This is a genomic window from Streptomyces sp. SAI-135 (assembly GCF_029893805.1).
GTDB lineage: Bacteria > Actinomycetota > Actinomycetes > Streptomycetales > Streptomycetaceae > Streptomyces.
Genome location: NZ_JARXYP010000002.1, coordinates 5,056,896 through 5,077,198 on the forward strand (window position 1 = coordinate 5,056,896; position 20,303 = coordinate 5,077,198).

The 20,303-nt window shown below is 70.6% G+C and carries 19 protein-coding genes and 1 tRNA gene; 11 read left to right on the plus strand and 9 right to left on the minus strand.

The genetic code is table 11. From position 1 onward, the window contains the following. The first annotated feature begins 525 nt into the window (after positions 1–525). The 4 genes from M2163_RS27445 (at position 526) to M2163_RS27460 (ending at position 5,222) form a co-directional block, all read left to right on the plus strand. Positions 526–2,187, plus strand: a complete 1,662-nt coding sequence (locus tag M2163_RS27445) for a hypothetical protein (protein WP_280895300.1) — start codon at positions 526–528, stop codon at positions 2,185–2,187. After that, on the plus strand, positions 2,184–3,257 hold the full coding sequence (locus M2163_RS27450; protein ID WP_280895301.1) for a hypothetical protein: 1,074 nt from the start codon (positions 2,184–2,186) through the stop codon (positions 3,255–3,257). Before M2163_RS27445 ends, M2163_RS27450 begins: the two co-directional genes overlap by 4 nt. Next, positions 3,250–4,617, plus strand: a complete 1,368-nt coding sequence (locus tag M2163_RS27455; RefSeq protein ID WP_280895302.1) for a DUF4407 domain-containing protein — start codon at positions 3,250–3,252, stop codon at positions 4,615–4,617. Before M2163_RS27450 ends, M2163_RS27455 begins: the two co-directional genes overlap by 8 nt. A gap of 71 nt (positions 4,618–4,688) precedes the next feature. Then, positions 4,689–5,222 (plus strand): Pycsar system effector family protein, encoded by a 534-nt coding sequence (locus M2163_RS27460; protein ID WP_280895303.1) that lies wholly within the window; start codon positions 4,689–4,691, stop codon positions 5,220–5,222. Positions 5,223–5,342: 120 nt separating this feature from the next. Here M2163_RS27460 and M2163_RS27465 read toward each other — a convergent pair whose 3' ends face one another. The 4 genes from M2163_RS27465 to M2163_RS27480 form a co-directional block, all read right to left on the minus strand. Then, on the minus strand, positions 5,343–5,798 hold the full coding sequence (locus tag M2163_RS27465; protein WP_280895304.1) for an AQJ64_40280 family protein: 456 nt from the start codon (positions 5,796–5,798) through the stop codon (positions 5,343–5,345). A gap of 378 nt (positions 5,799–6,176) precedes the next feature. Next, a tRNA-Pro gene (locus M2163_RS27470) sits at positions 6,177–6,250 on the minus strand. A 34-nt stretch (positions 6,251–6,284) separates the two neighbouring features. After that, positions 6,285–7,070, minus strand: coding sequence for a Pr6Pr family membrane protein (locus tag M2163_RS27475; protein ID WP_280895305.1), 786 nt, complete (start codon positions 7,068–7,070; stop codon positions 6,285–6,287). Positions 7,071–7,150: 80 nt separating this feature from the next. Further along, the gene (locus tag M2163_RS27480) at positions 7,151–8,077 is read right to left on the minus strand and encodes a metallophosphoesterase (RefSeq protein ID WP_280895306.1); all 927 of its coding nucleotides are present in this window, start codon (positions 8,075–8,077) and stop codon (positions 7,151–7,153) included. Between the two features lie 100 nt (positions 8,078–8,177). On the opposite strand from M2163_RS27480, the gene M2163_RS27485 reads away from it, so the two are divergent. Continuing rightward, a complete protein-coding gene (locus M2163_RS27485; protein ID WP_280895307.1) occupies positions 8,178–8,642 on the plus strand; it encodes a GatB/YqeY domain-containing protein in 465 nt (154 codons plus the stop codon). Between the two features lie 84 nt (positions 8,643–8,726). On the opposite strand, the gene M2163_RS27490 is transcribed toward M2163_RS27485, so the two are convergent. Next, positions 8,727–10,994 carry a transglycosylase domain-containing protein gene (locus M2163_RS27490; protein WP_280895308.1) on the minus strand — a complete coding sequence of 756 codons (2,268 nt, stop codon included), beginning with the start codon at positions 10,992–10,994 and terminating at the stop codon, positions 8,727–8,729. 507 nt (positions 10,995–11,501) lie between these two features. Between M2163_RS27490 and wblA the strand changes: the two genes are divergently transcribed. Then, on the plus strand, positions 11,502–11,840 hold the full coding sequence (gene wblA / locus M2163_RS27495; RefSeq protein ID WP_030324083.1) for a transcriptional regulator WblA: 339 nt from the start codon (positions 11,502–11,504) through the stop codon (positions 11,838–11,840). Positions 11,841–12,013: 173 nt separating this feature from the next. Here wblA and M2163_RS27500 read toward each other — a convergent pair whose 3' ends face one another. Both M2163_RS27500 and M2163_RS27505 read right to left on the minus strand, forming a co-directional pair. After that, positions 12,014–13,411, minus strand: a complete 1,398-nt coding sequence (locus M2163_RS27500; RefSeq protein ID WP_280895309.1) for an ArsA family ATPase — start codon at positions 13,409–13,411, stop codon at positions 12,014–12,016. Then, positions 13,408–14,385 carry an ArsA-related P-loop ATPase gene (locus M2163_RS27505; RefSeq protein ID WP_280895310.1) on the minus strand — a complete coding sequence of 326 codons (978 nt, stop codon included), beginning with the start codon at positions 14,383–14,385 and terminating at the stop codon, positions 13,408–13,410. Before M2163_RS27505 ends, M2163_RS27500 begins: the two co-directional genes overlap by 4 nt. 95 nt (positions 14,386–14,480) lie before the next feature. Here M2163_RS27505 and M2163_RS27510 point away from each other — a divergent pair, with 95 nt between their 5' ends. The 4 genes from M2163_RS27510 (at position 14,481) to M2163_RS27525 (ending at position 17,184) form a co-directional block, all read left to right on the plus strand. Further along, on the plus strand, positions 14,481–14,645 hold the full coding sequence (locus tag M2163_RS27510; RefSeq protein ID WP_007383662.1) for a DUF4177 domain-containing protein: 165 nt from the start codon (positions 14,481–14,483) through the stop codon (positions 14,643–14,645). Then, positions 14,642–15,112: a RidA family protein gene (locus M2163_RS27515; protein WP_280850174.1), complete on the plus strand. Its 471-nt coding sequence runs from the start codon at positions 14,642–14,644 to the stop codon at positions 15,110–15,112. The genes M2163_RS27510 and M2163_RS27515 overlap by 4 nt, the downstream gene beginning before the upstream one ends. A gap of 375 nt (positions 15,113–15,487) precedes the next feature. Beyond that, on the plus strand, positions 15,488–16,357 hold the full coding sequence (locus M2163_RS27520) for an NUDIX hydrolase (RefSeq protein WP_280895311.1): 870 nt from the start codon (positions 15,488–15,490) through the stop codon (positions 16,355–16,357). Continuing rightward, the gene (locus M2163_RS27525; RefSeq protein WP_280895312.1) at positions 16,354–17,184 is read left to right on the plus strand and encodes an MBL fold metallo-hydrolase; all 831 of its coding nucleotides are present in this window, start codon (positions 16,354–16,356) and stop codon (positions 17,182–17,184) included. Before M2163_RS27520 ends, M2163_RS27525 begins: the two co-directional genes overlap by 4 nt. Here M2163_RS27525 and M2163_RS27530 read toward each other — a convergent pair. Together M2163_RS27530 and M2163_RS27535 are read right to left on the minus strand one after the other, a co-directional pair. After that, positions 17,177–18,001 (minus strand): nucleotidyltransferase domain-containing protein, encoded by an 825-nt coding sequence (locus M2163_RS27530; protein ID WP_280895313.1) that lies wholly within the window; start codon positions 17,999–18,001, stop codon positions 17,177–17,179. The two genes, M2163_RS27525 and M2163_RS27530, sit on opposite strands and share 8 nt — an antisense overlap. A gap of 254 nt (positions 18,002–18,255) precedes the next feature. Then, a complete protein-coding gene (locus tag M2163_RS27535) occupies positions 18,256–18,930 on the minus strand; it encodes a Crp/Fnr family transcriptional regulator (protein WP_007383667.1) in 675 nt (224 codons plus the stop codon). A gap of 336 nt (positions 18,931–19,266) precedes the next feature. Here M2163_RS27535 and nth point away from each other — a divergent pair, with 336 nt between their 5' ends. Next, positions 19,267–20,217, plus strand: coding sequence for an endonuclease III (nth, locus tag M2163_RS27540; RefSeq protein ID WP_280895314.1), 951 nt, complete (start codon positions 19,267–19,269; stop codon positions 20,215–20,217). Positions 20,218–20,303: the final 86 nt, after the last annotated feature.

The following is a 20,303-nucleotide window of genomic DNA, read 5'->3' on the forward strand; positions in this document are numbered from 1 at the left end:
CCGCCGGCCCACCGGATGCCGAGCAGGACGCCCCCGCTCCGGACCTCGGAACCGACCCGGCTTCCGAACGCCGCAAGGAGCAGGAGGAACGGGCGGAGGACGACCGGGGCTACGACGACCTGCGCCGCGTCCACCAGCTCGTCAACAACAACTTCTACGGAGTCGTCGACGCCTCCGGAGCTGCGTTCGGCTTCGGCACCCTGTCGTCCCCCGGCCTCGCGCCCGGCACCATCGAGCCCGAGGAGAGGGACCGCGCCCTGCGGTTCTACGTCCCCCCGCGCCCCTGCTTCGACGAGGCCCTCGGCCACCTGAACGAGGCCGCCCTCGTGGTGCTGACCGGCCCGGACAACTGCGGCCGGGGCGCCGGCTCCCTCGCGCTGCTCAGGCAGGTCCTGGGGCGAAGCCGCCAAGCCGCGCAGCCTGTCACCGGCCAACGCCCTGGCCGAGCTGGCCGCTTCACAGGACCTCAAGCCGGGACAGGGCTACGTCATCCTCGACTACGTCGGCGAGCTGCACCCCGAGTCCGTGCAGGCGTACGAGATCGGGCGGCTGAGCGAGGAACTGCGCCGCAAGGGGTCGTACCTGGTGATCACGGCGGGCGACACGGCCCGCCGCCGGCTGGCCCTGCGGGACCACTGCGTGGCGTGGCAGGCCCCGGACCCCGTCGAGCTGTTCGACCACTGCCGGGGGAAGCTCCCCGACGTCCGCCTCGATCCCGACACCGAGAGGGAACTGCTGGAGCGGGTCGGCGAACAGCGGCGGCCCGCGGACGTCGTCGCCGCGGCCCTCGCCCTGTCCGAGGAGGGTCCGACGACGGCACTGGACACCCTGCGGGACCGGCACCGCGAGCTGGTCCGGCAGTGGTTCGCCGAGCGGCCGCCCGCGGACGACCTGCTCGCCCTCGCGGCCCTGGCCTTCCTGGAGGGCATCCCCGAGCGGACGTTCGAGAAGGAGTGCGCCGCTCTCGTCGCCCACGTGCGCGACTGGGAGCGCAGCGGCGAGACCCCGGTCGCGGAACCCGACGGCTCGGCCGGGGCGCCGCTCACCGCGGCGGTGGCGGGCCAGTCCCGAGCCCGGTGGAGGGCCCGGGCGGTGGGGCTCGTGACCACCGAGCACCGGCCCGCGCCGAGCCGGGACGCCGGCCGCAGCGAGCGGCGCCTGGTCTTCACCTCGCCCCGCGTCCGCGAACTCGTCATCGCGGAGCTGCACGACCTGTACGGCTACGAACTCTGGTATCCGCTGCGCCGGTGGCTGGGCGAACTGGCCCTGCTGGGCGACCTGGAGACCCGCACCGAGGTGGCCCGGGGTGTCGCGCTCCTGGCCCGGTACGCGCTGGTCGAGGTCGACGAGAACCTGCTGAAGGTCTGGTCCGAGGGCATCACCAGTCAGCGGGTGACCGCCGCCCTGACCCTCGGGTTCATGTGCGACGTCGAGCACCTCGCCCCGCAGGCCCTGAACATCGTCCAGAGCTGGCTGGACAACAGCGGCCCCGGGCGGGCCGTGACGGCGGCCATGGCGCTGACCGGCCGCCTGGGCTCGCTCTACCGCCTCCAGACACTCAACTGGCTGTGGTTCCTCACCCACCGCGGTGAGCGCGTCGCGTTCTCGGCGCGGCGCTCCCTGGTCCTGCTGCTCCAGACCGCCGAACACGACCCCGAACGCGTCCTGTTCACCCTCCGGTTCGTACGGACCGTGATCGCCGGGACGGCACCGGGCACCCGGGAGCGGTCGATCGCGCTGCGGACCGCCGTCCAACTGCTGGAAGCCGCCCGGCTCGAAGCCTGCGAACCCGTCACCGCGGCCCTGCTGCGCACCGTCCCGCACAGCGCCCGTCATCTCGGCGCCCTGTGGGCCGACGTCCTGCACAGCAGCAATCGGAGCCGGGCGGTCGGCGCGCTGTGCCGGACGCTGGTGCAGCTGCGGGACGACCCGTCCGTGACCGGCGCCGTACGCGAACTCGGCGAAGCCATGCGCGACGCCATGACCGCGCAGCAGTGGGCGGCGTTGTGCCGCCACCTGTCCATCGCCCTGAACCACCCCGACTACGCGGTCCCCGGCACCCACCAGCTGGCGCAGGTGCTCGTCGGATCACTGCGCGGCCGGGTGCCGGCAGCGTCCCGGCGCTCCCTGGCGTCCTTCATCTCCACCCCGCCCTTCCCTTCCGCCCGAGGAGGCCGAAGCAAGTGAACTACCCGGTCATAGCCGAGCACATCCTGGCCACGGTCCAGGGCACCTGGTGGGCTCGGCGCCGCCGCCGCGAGGACGTGCCGCCGCTGCCCCCGGGCGCGGTCCACGTCTTCCGGGTCGGCGGGAACTACCGCACGTTCCCCGAGGGCATGGTCTTCGACCCGGCCCACCCCGACGTGCTCGACGCCTCGTCGGTCAGCCTGGTGGACACCCGGGCGCGCCTGGTCGACGTGGACCGTCCGCTGCCCTCGCTGAGCGAGGCGGACAACTTCACGCTGCGGGCGTCCTTCACCTGCCAGGTGACCGACCCGGTCGTCGTCGCACGGCAGGGCGTCATCGACGTCACCGTCCCCCTGCGCGCCTACCTGATGGGCGACAGCGACCTGCCGAGGGTGAGCGCCGGGCACCGCGTGGAGGAGATCAACGCGGTGCGCACCGAGGTCGGCCACCGGATGACCGCCTACAGCGCGATCGTGCCGCCGCGCGTCGCGGGCATGACCGTCGAGTTCGTCAGCGCCGAGGTGCACGCCTCGGACGATCTGCGCAACTGGGAGCAGAAACTGCGGGACGAGCGGCGCGCCTGGGAACTCCAGCGCGGGCAGCAGGACTTCGAGACCCAGGACGCGCTGCGGATCGCGGAACTGCTCTCCCAGGGATCCGACCACGTGGACGCCTTCGGCATCGCCCGCAAGGAGATCGACCTCACCGAGGCGGCGGCCCGCATCCACCGGATCACCGCCGAGGAAACGGCCCACCGCCGCACGGCCGAGACCGCGGAGCGGGCGCACGCGCAGACACGGGAGACGGCTGAGGCGCAGATCCGCCGCGACATGCTGCTGACGCTGCTGCGGCAGATGAGCGGCAGCGAGTACGTCGACTACCACCAGGTCCTGGAACAGGTCCTGCGGGAGACGGGCGGGCAGGCCGCGCCCGGCGTGGGCCCCGCCGCCGAGACGCCCCGCATGGTCGAGTCGGGACAGGACCGCCCGGGCCGCACGATGGCGGGCCGGGACGGATCCGGCGACCCGCAGGGCGGTTACGTCAAGGACGAGGACGATCTCGTTGACTGACTCCCCGACGAACCGGACGCCGGCAACGGACCCGGCGAACGGCCCGCGCGGACGCGATGAGGCCCCCGCCCGACTCCCCGGCCTGCCCTTCGACCTCGACGCCGGGCGCCGGCTGCGCACCCTGACCGGAGTCGACGAGGAGCTCCTGGCCAGGGTCCGGTACGAGCGGAGCAAGTACACGGCGCTCGGCGGCGTGGTGCTCGGCACGTCCGTGATCGCGGCGTTCTCCATGTGGAACTTCGCGACCGAGGCACTCGGCAGGGTGTCGCTCGTGGCGCTGCTCCCGACGGTCATCTGGATGCTGTTCGTGCTCAACCTGGACCGCTGGCTGGTCACTCCGCAGCCGAACGCCCGGCGCCGGGTCGGGCCCCTCCTCACCCGTCTGGTGATCGCCCTGATGCTCGGCGCGGTGATCGCCGAGCCGCTGGTGCTGCGCATCTTCCAGACGGCCATCGAGGAACATGTCGCGGACGAACGCACGGATGCCGTCGACCGGCTGCGGACGAATCTGGTCCGCTGCAACCCCGTACCTTCCACGACGCGGACGGCCTCCCCGCAGGGCTGCGACAGGACGTACGTCCTCTCCTTCGGCGCGACCCCCGGCGAACGGGCCGAGGAACTGGCCGCCCTGCGCTCGGACGCCACCACCCTGCAGAAGCGGGTGGACCAGGACACCGCCAGGCTGGAGGGCATCGACTCCGAAGTACGGGACGAGTGCCGCCGGCTGGTCCGCATGGCCGCCACCGGCCTGTACCAGCGGACGTCCGAATGCCTGCGCCTGCGCGAGAAGGCGCACGACTACCGCACCACGCACCGCACCAGTGAGAACGAGAAGCGACTCGCCGGCATGAACAGCCGCATCTCGGCGATCGAGGCCGCCCTGACCTCGTCACGCGGTGCCTTCCTGCGGACCCGGGCCGAGGGCATAGAGCGGCGGCTGGAGGAGGAACGCGCCAAGCAGAAGGAGATCGGTGTCCTGGAACGGATCCGGGCGCTTGACGAACTCGCCGGCGGGAACCCGGTGTTGTTCGTGGGCATCTGGCTGGTCCGCATGCTGTTCGTCTTCCTCGACGTGCTTCCCGTCCTGGTGAAGTACCTGAGCGGCGAGACCGCGTACGACCGGATGCTCACCGGCGAGAGCAACAGCGCGGTCAAGCTCCACAGCGAGGAGATCCGGCTCTCCGAGCGCCGGGCCGCGGCCAACCTGGAGATCGCCCAGGACGCCATCGAACAGGAGGTCCGCCGCCACCGTGCCGAGTCGGAGGCGGCGTTCCGGGAGCACACGGCGGCGATGAACATCCGGGTGCGGCAGGCGGTGAACGCCCTGGAGGACGAGATCCGCCGCTCGTCGAACGTCTGACGCAGACAGCCGGACGGCCGCCCCGCACACCGGGGTGGCCGTCCACCCCGGACGGAAAGGCGGAGGGAGCCATGACCACACCCGGAGGCGACACGAACCCGACCCCGACCTCAACCCCGACCCGTGGCGCACAACTGGCCAGGGTCCTGCTCCTGGAGGCCCGCGAGGAACTGGTGAGGGCCGACAACAAGGCCGGCCTCCTGCTGGCGTCCCTGGGCGCGACCCTGACCGCCCTCCTCGGCGCGATCGGCAGCGGCGTGATCGCCCCGCGGCAGTACCCGATCGTCCCCCAGCTCCTGCTCTGGGCGGGCTGCGCCGCCTGTGCCCCGGCGCTGGTCCTGCTGGGCCTGGCGGTGACCCCACGACTCGGCCACCCCCGACGGTCCCGCACCCACTACTTCGGCGACGCGAGACTGACCACGTCCCCGGCCCAACTGGAACGCACGCTCACCCGCACCGACCCCATGTCCCGCGACCTGAACCAACTGGCGTTCCTCTCCCGGATCGCCTGGACCAAATACCGCTGCATCCGCCATGCCCTGACCTGGGCCACGGCGTTCTACACCCTGACCCTGCTGGGCATAGTGACGGCAGCGTCGACTTGACCCGCCGCGCGGGTACCTGTCCGCCGTTGTTCGTCGGCGTTGTCACGCAGTTACCGGCCTGCAAAGCGGAGGCAACTGTGGCGTAGCGCCTGGTCCCAGGGCGGGCCGAGAGCTCTGGCTTCACGTGGAAGGGGGCAGGGCGCGAAGCGCACGTCCTACGTCCTTGCCGTAGACGCGCTGTACGTCCATGCCGGGAAGGCTCGGCATTTCGGCCCAGTGCGTGACCATTTCCTCGCAGGTCGGCCCACCGATGGGGAAGCGGACCACGCCGTCGGAGTCGTAAAAGCAGTTCTCGATGATCTCTCCGGTTTCCTCCACCGGATGGATGCGACGGAAGTACATCGGGAGTACCAGCCAGAACTCCTGCCCGGAGAGCGACTCGGGGCCATCCTCCTGCTCGCCCGGATAGCGACCGGTCACGGCTGCGAGGATGCCGGCACCGTCGTAGGGGAGTCGCTCGTCGGCTCGGATCCATTCAACTGTCGTATTCATGCTTTGCTTTCTGGTCGAGAGGCGCAGGCGAGTGCCAGTCCACCGGATGTCGTGGCCCGCCGCATCGGGGATGTCCCCCAGCACACCCCTGAGATCACTCCACCCCTGCTTCACCGACGACCTGGACGATGATCACGTTCTCGTCCCCGCTTTGGAACCACTCGGCCTCCTCCAACCGCCGGCCTGAGCTTGGACGGCTGACCGAATCCGGCAAGCGGTCCCACAATCACTCGTCGTGCACGAGAGCGGTCTCGTCCGTGCTGGAGACGAGATCGCGCAGCTCCGGCGGTCACCGATGAGGTCTACCGGAAGCAGATCCGGCCCTTGATCCAGACCGGCGCCGTGGTCATGGACGGCATCCTCAAGCGCGACCCGAGCCCTTATCCACTCAGTTAGACCCGCAACGCAGATCAGGGCCAGGTACTCGCTTGAGTACCTGGCCCTGATCTGGTGTTTCGGCTGTCGGGGTGGCGGGATTTGAACCCACGACCTCTTCGTCCCGAACGAAGCGCGCTGCCAAGCTGCGCTACACCCCGATCGTCGCTGCTCGTCGCGGCGACGTCGTTTACTTTAGCCCACCGGTGGCTGGAGACGAAATCCGGTTTTGGCGCGGTGGCGGATGGGGTTCGGGCGGACGTGGTCGAGGGCGACCAGGAGGATCGCGAGAGCGTAGAAGGAGAGGCCGAGGAGGAGGGCGTTGCCGAGGACGTTCTTGTAGCCGTGGAGGTCGACGTCCAGGAAGGGATAGAGGTAGCGGCCCGGTGTGCCCGGGGGGATCAGTTCGCCTCGGAGGAAGGAGAACAGCAGGTACGCCAGGGGGTACAGCAGCCAGGTCGCCGCCTGGCGCAGGTGCAGGCGGCCGGGGGGCGTCAGCAGGAGCCAGTCCGCCAGTGCCGCCGCGGGGATCGCCGTGTGCATGAGGTGGGCGGTCACCGCGTGCCAGCCGGTCGGGTGCGCCGCCTCTCCGGTCAGGAGGAAGGGGCTCGACGCGTTCGCCAGCAGTACGTGGTGCACCAGGGCCGTGATCACGACGTAGAGCAGGGCCGCACCCGTCCATGCGGACGACACGGGGCGGCGGGCTGTCCACGCTCTGCGGGCCGACGGCAGGAGCACCAGCGCCAGCAGGATCATGCTCTGGACCGAGAAATAGCTCAGGGTGCGCACCGCGCTGCTCAGGAGCAGTTCGACGGTCACGGCCCCCGCGGCCGTCAGAGCCACCAGCACGCGGAAGGCGGCGGCCACGGGGTGGCGTACGGGAGCCACCACCGCCGTGGCGGGGACGGGCGAGGGCAGGAAGGTGGGCATTCCCGGGAGGGCGGGGAGGTCCGGGAGGTCCTTCGGTATCGGCGCGGTCATGCCTTCACGTTAGGCAAAACCGGCAAAAGGGGCGATGTGGGCGAGCTGGTCGGGTGACGAGCTGGGCGGGTGAACGCCCTCTACTCCCGGCCCACCAGCGTCAACAGCGTCACCTCGGGCGGGCACGCGAAACGAACCGGCGTGTAGCGGCTCGTGCCGCAGCCCGCCGACACGTGCAGATACGACGTCCTGCCCTCCGCCGTGTGCCGGGACAGGCCCTTCACGCGGTCGGTGTCGAGATCGCAGTTGGTGACGAAGGCGCCGTAGAAGGGAAGGCAGATCTGGCCGCCGTGGGTGTGACCGGCCAGGATCAGCGGGTAGCCGTCGGCGGCGAACGCGTCCAGGGCGCGCAGGTACGGCGCGTGCACCAGGCCCATCGAGAAGTCGGCCGCGCCGGACGGGCCGCCGGCCACCTCGGCGTAGCGGTCCCGCTTGATGTGCGGGTCGTCCAGGCCGGTCAGCTCCACCGACACGCCCTCGATCTTCAGCGTGCCCCGTGTGTTCGTGAGGTTCTGCCAGCCCGCCGCGTCGAAACCGTCCCGCAGGTTCTCCCACGGGTTGTGGACGACCCCTACCGCCGGGGCGTTGCCGTTCAGGCCGTGGCGGCCCTGGGCCTTCTCGAACAGGTAGCGGGCGGGGTTGCGGAACTTGGGGCCGTAGTAGTCGTTGGAGCCGAAGACGTACGCGCCCGGGAACTCCATCAGCGGGCCCAGCGCGTCCAGGACCTCGGGCACGCCGTCCGGGTCCGACAGGTTGTCGCCCGTGTTGATCACGAAGTCCGGGCGCAGGCCCGCCAGTGAGCGCAGCCAGCGCTGCTTCTTGCGCTGGCCGCCGACCATGTGGATGTCGGAGACCTGGAGCACCCGCAGGGGGCGCATGCCGGGCGGCAGGACGGGGACCGTCACTCGTCGCAGCCGGAAGGAACGGGCTTCGAAACCAGCCGAGTAGACGAGACCGGCGGCGCCAACCGCCGCGATTCCCAGGGGAACTCCGTATCGCGCGCGCATGCCTCCATCGTGTCAGATCACGAAGACCTCCCCGACCGGGCGCCCACCGCCCGGTAAATGCGCGGGCGCCCCTCACCCCGCACCTGCGACAATCAATCCCATGACCACGCTCAAGTCGAAGCTGCAGGAAGACCTCAACGCCGCGATCAAGGGGCGCGACGAGCTGCGCTCCTCGACGCTCCGCATGACGCTCGCCGCGATCACCAACGAGGAGGTCGCGGGCAAGGAGAAGCGTGAGCTCTCCGACGCCGAGGTGCTCAAGGTGATCGCCAAGGAGGCGAAGAAGCGCCGTGAGGCCGCGGACGCCTTCGCGCAGGGTGGTCGCGCCGAGTCCGCCGAGCGGGAGAAGGCCGAGGGCGAGGTGCTCGCCGAGTACCTGCCGAAGCAGCTCAGCGACGAGGAGCTGAACGACGTCGTCGCCCAGGCCGTCGCGGAGGCGAAGGCCGCCGGGGCCGAGGGGCCGCGGGCCATGGGCGCCGTCATGAAGATCGTGAACCCGAAGGTCGCGGGCCTCGCCGAGGGCGGCCGCGTCGCCGCCGCGGTCAAGAAGCACCTGGCCGGCTGAGTACGGCATCCCACAGGCGTACGAGAGCCCGGCCCCGCTGAATGCGCGGGGCCGGGCTCTCATTCGTGCAGGGCGGTGCGGACGTCAGCCGCGCCCACCCCCGTTGCCGTTCCCGTTGTTCGTGCCCTGGATGAAGCCCTCCGGGATGGAGAAGCTCGGCGTCGGGAAGGTGGTGTTGCCACCGTCGTTCCCGCCGTTGTCGTTGCCGCCGTTGTCGTTCCCGCGGTTGTCGCCGTTGTCGCCGTCGTCGTCGCCCTTGCCGGGGTCCTCCTTCTTCGGCATGTCCGGGATGTAGACGGTGTTGAACTGCGGGGCTTCCTTGCCCTCCAGGGCGCCGCTCATCATGTCGCGCCAGATCGGGCCGGGGACCTCGCCACCGAAGACCTTGCCGTAGCCGACGCCGCCGATGGTGATGTTCTTCATCTGGCGCTTGTGGGCGGGGTCGCCGACCCAGACCGCGCCGGCCATGTTCGGCGTGTAGCCCACGAACCAGGCCGCGTAGCGCTCGTCGGTCGTACCCGTCTTGCCCGCGCTGTCACGGCTGGGGCCGAGGCCCGCCTGGGAACCCGTGCCGTCCTCGACCACGCCCTTCAGGAGCGTGTTGATGGTGTCCGCGGTGTTCTCCGACATCGCCCGCGAGCAGGTCGACTTCGGGACCTGGAGGGACTTCGACTTCTCGCCGGCCCGCTGGGTGATCGACTCGATGGCGACCGGGGTGCAGTACATCCCGCGCGAGGCGAAGGTCGCGTACGCGTTCGCCATGGTCAGCGGGGACATCTCCTGGGTGCCCAGGGCGATCGACGGGGCCTGCTGGATCTTGCGGCCGTCGGCGCGCTGGACGCCCATCTTCGCGGCCATCTCCGTCACCGGGCAGATGCCGATGTCGCTGATCAACGACACGTAGTAGGTGTTGACCGACTTCGCCGTCGCGGTCTTCATGTCGTACGGGCCGGTCTCGGAGGAGTTCTCGTTCTCGACCGGGACGCCCTTCTCGTTCCAGACCTTGCCGTTGCAGGCCTGGACCGGGGCCGGGTAGTCCATCTTGTACGGCGAGGGGTAGATCTGCGTCGCCGGAGTACCGCCCTCTATGGCGGCCGCGGCCACGATCGGCTTGAACGTCGAACCGGGCTGGTAGCCCGCGCCGCCGCCCATGGAGCCGTTGACCGAGAGATTGATCGTCGTCTCGTTCTTCTTGACGTTGATGCCGTACGGCCGCGACTGGCCCATCGCCAGGATCTTGCCGGTGCCGGGCTGGACGATGGTGGCCGCGGTGGCCACGTCGTCGTCCTGGTAGACGTGCTCCTTGATGGAGTTCTGCACCGACTTCTGGGCCTGCGGGTCCATGGTGGTCCGGATCGTCAGGCCTCCCTGGTTCCAGACCTTGGCCCGCGCCTCCTTGGTCTTGCCGAAGACCGGGTCGGTCAGGAAGACCTCGCGGACGTAGTCGCAGAAGAAGCCGGCGCCCTTGACCGCGGTGATGCAGCCGTTCTTCGGCTTGCTGACCTTGAGGCCCAGCGGCTGCTCCTTGGCCTTGTCGGCCTCCGCCTGCGAGACGTCACCGACCTCGGCCATGCGCTGGAGCACGGTGTTGCGCCGCTTGGTCGCCTCGGCCTCGTCGTTGACGGGGTCGTAGCGGCTGGGGGACTGGACGATGCCCGCGAGCAGCGCCGACTGCTCCAGGTTGAGGTCCTTGGCGTGCCGGGAGAAGTAACGCTGGGAGGCGGCCTCGACGCCGTAGGCCTGCTGGCCGAAGAACGTGATGTTCAGGTAGTTCTCGAGGATCTTCTTCTTGCCGAGTTCCTCTTCGAGCTGGATCGCGTACTTCAGCTCGCGGATCTTGCGGCCGATGGTCTGCTGGGTGGCCTCGGCGACCTTCGTCGGGTCGTCACCGGCCTCCTCCACCGCGACGTTCTTCACGAGCTGCTGGGTGAGCGTGGAGGCGCCCTGGGCGACGCCGCCGCTCTGGGCGTTCTTGTTGAGCGCGCGCAGGACGCCCTTCAGGTCGACCGCGCCGTGCTGGTAGAAGCGCGAGTCCTCGATCGCGACGATCGCCTTCTGCATGTACGGCGAGATGTCCTTGAGGTCGACCACCGTGCGGTCGCGCGAGTACACCGTGGCGATGGTGCCGCCCTCGCTGTCGAGGATGGTGGTGCGCTGGCTCAGCGGCGGGGTCTTCAGGTTGGTCGGGAGCTCGTCGAAACTCTCCACCGACCCCTTGGCCGCGAGCCCCAGTGCGCCGGCCGCGGGCAGCGCGATGCCGGCCATCACCGCTCCCGCGAGGACACTGACACCGAGGAACTTGGCGGCCTGCTGCGTGGGCGACAGACCGCCGCCCGAGCGCTTCTTCGACATAGGGGCAGCCTAATCCGTACTCATGAGCGTTCAGGGGGAGCCCATGTCACGGCATGGCGACGGAAGCGGGCTCGACCGCGTCGGAGCGGGCATGACGACAGAAGCGCCCTACCTTCTCATTCGCCGGACACGCGCACAGGCGTTGGCCTAAGCTGCTCTCAACTGTCACAGCAGTAGGGCCACGTATCAATACGTCCGGCGACCCCGAATCGTTCCGGAAGTTCCCCGACTTTTTTGGTGGGGGCGTGTCCGAATCCGCCTCGTGTGTCATCAGGTGCCCGTTGTGACGCAAGACAAGCGTCCTGGTATGCCGGGATAGTCACGTATGTCGCGGGCTCACTCCCCCGGGTGATCTGCCGCTTACGCATAGTCCGTTCGGGCCATTCAAGATTGGGCCCGAAGGGGGTGTTGCGCTGTGCCTGCCTTCCGTAACGTCCTCAACTGGCGGCGGTGAATATGCCGCTGCCGCCGTGGGGGAGCCTCGATTCGGGAGAGGACGGCGCCGGTATGGGCTGGGTAGTCGACTGGAGTGCGCAGGCGGCCTGCCGCACTACCGATCCGGATGAACTGTTCGTTCAAGGAGCAGCGCAGAACCGGGCGAAGGCGGTGTGCACCGGATGTCCGGTGCGCACGGAGTGCCTCGCCGACGCGCTGGACAACCGCGTCGAGTTCGGCGTGTGGGGAGGCATGACAGAGCGCGAGCGCCGCGCCCTGCTGCGCCGGCGGCCGACGGTCACGTCGTGGCGCAGGCTGCTGGAGACGGCGCGCGTCGAGTACGAGCGAGGGGTCGGGATCCTGCCCCTCGAGGACGACGAGATCTACGAGAACTACGCGGCGGTGAGCTGAGCGGGACGGGGACACCCCTCGACGACGAGGGACACCCCTCGACGGCGGATCAGAGGTGGGTCACCTCCGAGGTGGATCACCTCCGGCGTGGGCCATTCTGCGGACCTTCGGGGGACGCCCTGCGGACCTCGGACCTCGGTGGTACCCCTCGGGCCGCCGAGCTCGGAGCCCGGTCAGTCCGTCGCGGTCCCGGGCAGCTCCGGCCGCCCGGCCGCGAGCCGGTTTCCGATGTCCCGCAGCCCCGCGAGGTCATGCACATCCCCGGGCAGCGCGGCCACTTCGGCCACCGCCACCTCGGGGTGGAGCGCGGTGAAGCGGTCACGCGTGCGCTGTTCACGGGAGAGCAGCTGCATACGATCCGCATGCAGCCTCAGCAGGCCCGCGGTGAGCTGGTCGACGGACCGGTCAGCCCCTGGGGCCGGCCGCTCCTTCTCCGTGTGCTTCGAGCTCGGGTTCTGCGGGTCGGCGGGGGAGCCTTCGTCAGGAGCCGGGGCCTCGGAAGCGGGAGATTCTGAACTGCCGTACGTGTCGGGAGAGTTACGAAGTCCAGCTTTCCCGCCCTCCTGATCGACAATGCGAGGCTCTTCAAGATTTTCCGCGGCCTCCAGGTTCTCCGCGGCGGCGAGCGCCCGCTCGGCCGAGAGCCGGTCGGCGCCGCTGCCGTGGACGCGGTTGAGCACCAGACCGGCGAGCGGCATGCGCTCCGCGGCCAGCCGCTCCACGAAGTACGCGGCCTCGCGCAGCGCGTCCCGCTCCGGGGCCGCGACCACCAGGAACGCCGTCCCGGGTGCCTGAAGCAGCTTGTACGTCGCGTCCGCGCGCGTGCGGAACCCGCCGAACGTCGTGTCCATCGCGGCCACGAACGTCTGGACGTCCTTGAGGAGTTGACCGCCCAGCAGCTTGCCGAGGGTGCCGGTCATCATCGACATCCCGACGTTCAGGAACTTCATCCCCGCCCGTCCGCCCAGCTTGGCCGGGGCGGTGAGCAGCCGGATGAGCCTGCCGTCGAGGAAGGAGCCGAGCCGCTTCGGCGCGTCTAGGAAGTCGAGGGCGGAACGCGAGGGAGGCGTGTCGACGACGATCAGGTCCCACTCGTCCCGGGCCCGCAACTGCCCGAGCTTCTCCATCGCCATGTACTCCTGCGTGCCCGCGAAGCCCGCCGAGAGCGACTGGTAGAACGGGTTGTTCAGGATCGCGGCCGCCCGCTCGGCGTCCGCGTGCGCCTCGACGATCTCGTCGAAGGTGCGCTTCATGTCGAGCATCATCGCGTGCAGCTCACCGCTCGCGGAGTCGTCGAGACCCTTGACCCGGCGCGGGACGTTGTCCAGCGAGTCGATGCCCATCGACTGGGCGAGCCGGCGGGCCGGGTCGATGGTGAGGACGACGACCTTGCGGCCCCGCTCGGCCGCGCGCAGGCCGAGGGCCGCCGCGGTCGTGGTCTTGCCGACACCGCCGGAGCCGCAGCACACCACGATGCGGGTGCCCGGATCGTCGATCAGGGGATCGAGATCGAGCACGGGGGCGGGAGAAAGACGGTGGTGCCGGTCGTGCGCGTCGGCGTCCGGGCTCATGACATCCCCTGCTTCCGCAGCTCGGTGGCCAGTTCGTACAGACCCGCCAGGTCCATGCCCTCGGTCAGCAAGGGCAGTTCGTGCAGCGGCAGCCCCAGCTCGCCGAGCACGGAGCGCTGTTCGTGCTCCAGGTCGTACCGCTCGGCGTACTCCTCGGCCTGCTGGATCAGCGGATCGACCAGCTTCTCGGCGTTGCCCCCGCGGCGGGCGCCGCCGAGTCCGGCCGAGGACAGCGCCTTCGCCACCGCTGAACGCTGTGTGGTCCGTACGAGTTCCAGGTCGGTGCCGTCCAACACCTCCGGGCGCACCATGTTCACGACGATCCGGCCCACGGGCAGGTGGGCGGCCCGCAGTTCGGCGATGCCGTCCGCGGTCTCCTGGACGGGCATCTCCTCCAGGAGGGTCACCAGGTGGACGGCCGTCTCCTTGGACTTCAGCACCCGCATCACGGCCTGCGCCTGATTGTGTATCGGGCCGATCTTGGCGAGTCCGGCGACCTCGTCGTTGACGTTCAGGAAGCGGGTGATGCGGCCGGTGGGGGGCGCGTCCATCACGACGTAGTCGTAGACGAAGCGGCCGGACTTGTCCTTGCGGCGGACCGCCTCGCACGCCTTGCCGGTCAGGAGGACGTCCCTGAGGCCGGGCGCGATGGTGGTCGCGAAGTCGATCGCGCCGAGCTTCTTCAGGGCGCGTCCCGCTCCGCCGAGTTTGTAGAACATCTGGAGGTAGTCCAGAAGGGCCAGTTCGGGGTCTATGGCCAGTGCGTACACCTCCCCGCCCCCCGGAGCGACGGCGATCTTCCGCTCCTCGTAGGGCAGCGCCTCCGTTTCGAAGAGCTGCGCGATTCCCTGGCGACCCTCCACCTCGACGAGAAGCGTCCGCTTCCCCTCGGTGGCGAGGGCCAGCGCGAGGGCTGCGGCGACCGTCGTCTTTCCGGTCCCGCCCTTGCCGCTGACGACCTGGAGCCTGCTCACGTATTCGAGCGTAACCAGTCGAGGGCGAACCTAAGCAGGAGGCTGTGGATAACGCGGGCGCGGGCTGTGGGTGAGCAGCGGCTAAAGTCGGCCGCATGACCAAGAAGTGGGAATACGCGACCGTGCCGCTGCTCGTCCACGCCACGAAGCAGATCCTGGACACCTGGGGCGAGGACGGGTGGGAGCTCGTGCAGGTCGTGCCCGGGCCGAACAACCCCGAGCAGCTGGTGGCGTACCTGAAGCGGGAGAAGGCGGCGTGAGCGGGGCGGTCGAGGCGCGGCTCGCGGAGCTGGGGCTGACGCTGCCGGACGTCGTGCCGCCGCTGGCCGCATACCAGCCGGCCGTGCAGTCGGGGGTGTACGTGTACACCTCCGGTCAGCTGCCCATGGTCGACGGCAAGCTTCCGGTCACCGGGAAGGTGGGCGCGGAGGTCACGGCCGAGGAGGCGAAGGCGCTGGCCCGCACGTGCGCGCTGAACGCGCTGGCCGCGGTGAAGTCCGTGGCCGGTGATCTGGACCGGATCGCGCGCGTGGTGAAGGTCGTGGGGTTCGTGGCGTCGGCCTCGGACTTCACGGGCCAGCCGGGTGTGATCAACGGGGCGAGCGAGTTGCTGGGCGAGGTGCTTGGCGAGGCGGGCGTGCACGCGCGCAGTGCGGTGGGGGTGGCTGTGCTGCCGCTGGACGCGCCGGTCGAGGTCGAGGTTCAGGTGGAACTGGCCTCGTCGTGACACCGCCGGCCCGGTGGGGGCGGGCGTTTTGCGCAGTTCCCCGCGCCCCTGAGTGCCTGCGGCGGCCCGTTGCGGTCTCTGGGGGCTTCTGTAGCGCGTGCGGTCCGGTGGTGGGGTCGGTGCCGGGGTGGGGGGTATCCGTCCTCGGTCCGGCGGCTCGGCCCCTTTTACTGTCCCCTGTGCCGGACGCCGGCCGCTGCGGGCGGACACCCCCCACCCCGTCCCCTTGCCGCCGTCCGCGTCTGCACGAGCGTCCACATGTCCCACCCAGGGGCGCGGGGAACTGCGCGACCAGCCACGACGGACCCGCGGTCGCCCGGCAACCGGACGCAACCTGGTCTCGAACATCCGCGCGCCAGGAGTTAGCCTCCGGCCATGGCAAACGGGCAGTGGTACCCAGCGGAATGGCCGGACCGTATCCGCGCGCTCGCGGACGGCACGCTGGTACCGGCGGTGCCCAGACGCGCCGCCACCGTGATGCTGCTGAAGGACGGCCCGGCCGGGACCGTCGTGCACATGCTGCGCAGGCGGGCCTCGATGGCCTTCGCCGGCGGTGCCTACGCCTACCCCGGCGGCGGCGTCGACCCCCGTGACGACGAGCACCAGATCCACTGGGCGGGCCCCACGCGCGCGTGGTGGGCGGCTCGGTTCGGGGTGGACGAGACGACGGCGCAGGCGATCGTCTGCGCGGCCGTGCGGGAGACGTACGAGGAGGCCGGCGTCCTGCTCGCCGGTGCGACGCCCGAGACGGTGGTCGGTGACACCACGGGTGCTGAGTGGGAGGCGGACCGGGCCGCCCTGGTGGCCCGGGAGCTGTCCTTCGCGGAGTTCCTGGAGCGCCGGGGGCTCGTGCTCAGGTCGGACCTCCTCGGGGCCTGGACGCGCTGGATCACACCCGAGTTCGAACCCCGCCGCTACGACACCTGGTTCTTCGTCGCCGCCCTTCCCGAGGGGCAGCGCACCCGCAACGCCTCCACCGAGGCCGACCGCACGGTGTGGATCCGGCCCCAGGACGCGGCGGACGGCTACGACAAGGGCGAGCTGCTGATGATGCCGCCCACCATCGCCACCCTTCGGCAGCTCATCCCCTACGGCACCGCCGCCGACGCGCTCGCCGCCGCGCCCGACCGTGACCTGACCCCTGTGCTCGCGCAGGCCCGGCTGGTGGACGGCGAGATCGTGCTGTCCTGGCCGGGGCACGACGAGTTCACCAAACACATCCCGACCGGTGGAGCCTCCGCATGACCGACGCCGCAGCCCTCCCCGGCCAGCCGCGGGGCGGGGTCCTCTCGGGCCCCGCCACCGCGCGAGCCGTCAACGTCCTCGCGCCCAACGCCTCCGCGATGACCCTGGACGGCACCAACACCTGGATCCTGTCGGAGCCGGACTCCGAACTGGCGGTCGTGGTCGATCCCGGTCCGCTCGACGAGGGACATCTGCGGGCCGTCGTCGACACCGCCACGACCGCAGGCAAGCGGATCGCGCTCACCCTGCTCACCCACGGCCACCCCGACCACGCCGAAGGCGCCGCCCGTTTCGCCGCCCTGACCGGTACCAGGGTGCGGGCCCTTGACCCCGGGCTGCGTCTGGGGGACGAAGGGCTCGGCGCGGGTGACGTGGTGCGGGTCGGCGGGCTGGAGCTGAGGGTGGTCCCGACGCCCGGGCACACCGCCGACTCGCTGTGCTTCCATCTCCCGGCCGATCAGGCCGTCGTGACCGGTGACACCATCCTCGGGCGCGGCACGACCGTCGTGGCCCATCCCGACGGCCGCCTGGGCGACTATCTGGACTCCCTGAGGCGGCTGAGGTCCCTGACGGTCGACGACGGCGTCCACACCGTCCTGCCGGGCCACGGGCCCGTCCTGGAGGACGCCCAGGGCGCCGTGGAGTTCTATCTCGCCCACCGGGCCCATCGGCTCGCCCAGGTCGAGACGGCCGTGGAGGACGGACACCGGACACCCGCTGCCGTGGTCGAACACGTGTACGCGGATGTGGACCGGTCGCTCTGGCCCGCCGCCGAGCTCTCGGTGCGGGCCCAGCTCGAGTACCTGGAGGAGCACGGGCTCATCTAGGGGTCTTCGTGCCGTGCACGCGCGTGTACTCGTCCGCCAGCCAGGGGCCCAGATCGTCGACGTACGCGCGCAGCACGTCCGGGTCGGCGGTCGGGGCGTGGCCGAGGGCGGCCGCCGCCCTCAGCTGCTCGGCGCGCTCGGGGTAGTACGCGGCGAAGACCTCCGCCATCTCGCCCAGGTCGCTCGTCCAGCCGTTCCAGCGGGGCATGACCAGGGTGAACGCGGTGCGGACCAGGTGGCGGGACAGGAAACGCACCAGGCGGGTCCGGGCCCCGTCCGAGTCCGCCGTCCCGATCCGTTCCCGCCAGCGGGGGAGCAGGAGGTCGAGGTCGCCGTTGGTCTCGCGGGCCAGGAGGGAGTCGGGGCGGTAGCGGGGGAGGTACTCCGCCAGGTCGTCGCCGAGCAGCGGGGTGCACAGACAGGCCACGAACCAGCCCAGGTCGTGGCGCTCCAGGTCGCTCAGCAGGAGATCGCGGCTGTACAGCAGCGTTCCGACCCCGTCGATCTGCGGGAACTCCTTGTCGAGCGCCTCCCCGAGTTCCCGTACGCCCTCCCGGTCCGCGTCGGTCGGCTCGTCCCGCAACGCCAGCAGGAGGTCGAGGTCGCTGTGGCCCACGCGCGCGGTGCCGCGCGGGACCGAGCCGTAGAGGTAGGCGCTGTGCAGCCGCGGCCCGAACAGGTCGAGCACCCGGTCGCGGGCGGCGGCGACGACCGGGCGGAAGGGCTGCGGGATCCGTCCGAGGGAGCCCTCGCGCTCGATGAAGCCCTGGGCGTCGAGTCCCTTGGGGGCGGGGGGAGGAACTGTTTCGGCGGCCATGGGATCACTCTGCCCGGCGGCCGACCCGGGGACGGCTCATTTACGGCCCTGGGCGGCCCGTGTGGGGCCGAACGTGGTCACCGCCGGGTAGGGAAAGGGTGGGCGGCGCGAAGTGCCGCGGGAGCGGGGAGCTGTGGCGATCATCCGTCGCCGGTACCGGTCAGGTCGGTCAGTGCGGCGATCCGGCGATCCGGCGACACGAGAAGGGCCCCGCCGTACGGCAGGGCCCTTCGACGTCGTACGACGACCGGTGCTCAGCGCGAGCGCTTGGCGAGCCTCTCGACGTCCAGGAGGATCACCGCACGGGCCTCCAGGCGCAGCCAGCCGCGCTGGGCGAAGTCCGCGAGGGCCTTGTTGACCGTCTCGCGGGAGGCGCCGACCAGCTGGGCCAGCTCCTCCTGCGTGAGGTCGTGGACGACGTGGATGCCCTCCTCGGACTGCACGCCGAAGCGGCGGGAGAGGTCGAGCAGCGCGCGGGCCACACGGCCCGGCACGTCCGAGAAGACCAGGTCGGACATCTGGTCGTTGGTCCTGCGCAGACGCCGCGCGATGGCGCGCAGGAGCGCCGAGGCCACCTCGGGGCGGGCGCTCAGCCAGGGCTGGAGGTCACCGTGGCCGAGGCCGAGCAGCTTGACCTCGGTCAGTGCGGTGGCGGTCGCGGTGCGCGGGCCCGGGTCGAAGAGCGACAGCTCGCCGATGAGCTCGCCGGGGCCGAGCACGGCCAGCATGTTCTCGCGACCGTCGGGGGAGGTGCGGTGGAGCTTCACCTTGCCCTCGGTGACCGCGTAGAGCCGGTCGCCCGGGTCGCCTTCGTGGAACAGGGAGTCCCCACGTGCGAGCGTCACCTCACTCATGGAGGCGCGCAGTTCCGCGGACTGCTCGTCGTCGAGTGCCGCGAAGAGCGGGTTGCGCCGCAGAACGTCGTCCACGAGTTCTCTCCTTGTCGACCTGCTCATGGGATCTTGTTCCCCTTTGGTACCAGGGGAACCCGGTGCCCATTTTGCCGGACGGTCCAAACAGTGTGATCTGTCACAAGGATGCCGCACACATGTCCCGGGGTAAGCGGCAGGGGTCCAATTGGGGGCCGGTCATCGGGGTCCGGGGCGGATGTCAGTGCCGGGCCCTAGGCTGGCCGGGTGTCCAAAACGCCGGTGAGAGCACAGGCCGAGGGGGCTGGGCGGGTGGTTGCGCGTCGGGATTCCGCTGTGGGCGAACAGGACGCCGGGGGCGGAAAGAAAACGGCAAAAGCGGCAGGGAAGGCTCCGGTGGAGAAGAGGGCTTCGGCGAAGAAGGCGGCCGAGAAGGCCGCTCCCGTGCGAAAGGCGGCGGCTCCCGCACGGAAGGCGGCCGTGAAGGAGGCGACGGTCGCCCCGAAGAAGGCGACGGCCCCGGTCAAGAAGGCTTCGGCCACGAGGACGGTCGCCGCGAAGCCGCCGAGGAACGAGTCGCGGACCGCCCTGGTCCGCCGCGCCCGGCGCATCAACCGCGAGCTCGCGGAGGTGTTCCCGTACGCCCACCCCGAGTTGGACTTCGAGAACCCCTTCCAGCTGATCGTGGCGACGGTCCTGTCCGCGCAGACCACCGACCTGAGGGTCAATCAGACGACCCCGGCGCTGTTCGCCAAGTACCCGACCCCCGAGGACCTGGCCGCGGCCAACCCCGAGGAGGTCGAGGAGATCCTCCGGCCTACCGGGTTCTTCCGGGCCAAGACCAAGTCGGTGATAGGGCTCTCCAAGGCCCTCGTGGAGAACTTCGGCGGCGAGGTCCCGGGGCGGCTCGAGGACCTCGTGACGCTGCCCGGTGTGGGCCGCAAGACCGCCTTCGTCGTCCTCGGCAACGCCTTCGGGCGGCCCGGCATCACCGTCGACACGCACTTCATGCGGCTGGTCAGGCGCTGGCAGTGGACCGAGGAGACCGACCCCGACAAGATCGAGGCCGCCGTCTCCGCGCTCTTCCCGAAGAGCGACTGGACGGACCTGTCGCACCACGTCATCTGGCACGGCCGCCGCATCTGCCACGCCCGCAAGCCCGCCTGCGGCGCCTGCCCCATCGCCCCGCTCTGCCCGGCCTACGGCGAGGGCGAGACGGACCCGGAGAAGGCGCGAAAGCTCCTGAAGTACGAGAAGGGCGGCTTCCCGGGCCAGCGCCTCAACCCCCCGCAGGCCTACCTGGACGCGGGCGGCAAGCCCGCGCCTCCGCTGGGGGCCACCGGGTGAGGGCAGGAACGGCGGCACCAGTTGCCCGGGCCGGCCTGGGCTGCCGCTGGGCCCGAGAGCCGGACTCGGCCGGGGCACCGCGGCGC

What these genes read in the sequence shown, in the direction of transcription:
- M2163_RS27490 (WP_280895308.1), bottom strand. Translation starts at nt 10,994, where the DNA reads ATGTCGAAGAAGCGCTCGGGCGGCGGTCTGTCGCCCACGCAGCAGGCC.
- M2163_RS27510 (WP_007383662.1), top strand. Translation starts at nt 14,481, where the DNA reads ATGACCAAGAAGTGGGAATACGCGACCGTGCCGCTGCTCGTCCACGCC.
- M2163_RS27500 (WP_280895309.1), bottom strand. Translation starts at nt 13,411, where the DNA reads ATGAGCCCGGACGCCGACGCGCACGACCGGCACCACCGTCTTTCTCCC.
- M2163_RS27530 (WP_280895313.1), bottom strand. Translation starts at nt 18,001, where the DNA reads ATGGCCGCCGAAACAGTTCCTCCCCCCGCCCCCAAGGGACTCGACGCC.
- M2163_RS27460 (WP_280895303.1), top strand. Translation starts at nt 4,689, where the DNA reads ATGACCACACCCGGAGGCGACACGAACCCGACCCCGACCTCAACCCCG.
- M2163_RS27520 (WP_280895311.1), top strand. Translation starts at nt 15,488, where the DNA reads ATGGCAAACGGGCAGTGGTACCCAGCGGAATGGCCGGACCGTATCCGC.
- M2163_RS27475 (WP_280895305.1), bottom strand. Translation starts at nt 7,070, where the DNA reads ATGACCGCGCCGATACCGAAGGACCTCCCGGACCTCCCCGCCCTCCCG.
- M2163_RS27480 (WP_280895306.1), bottom strand. Translation starts at nt 8,077, where the DNA reads ATGCGCGCGCGATACGGAGTTCCCCTGGGAATCGCGGCGGTTGGCGCC.
- wblA (WP_030324083.1), top strand. Translation starts at nt 11,502, where the DNA reads ATGGGCTGGGTAGTCGACTGGAGTGCGCAGGCGGCCTGCCGCACTACC.
- M2163_RS27525 (WP_280895312.1), top strand. Translation starts at nt 16,354, where the DNA reads ATGACCGACGCCGCAGCCCTCCCCGGCCAGCCGCGGGGCGGGGTCCTC.
- M2163_RS27485 (WP_280895307.1), top strand. Translation starts at nt 8,178, where the DNA reads ATGACCACGCTCAAGTCGAAGCTGCAGGAAGACCTCAACGCCGCGATC.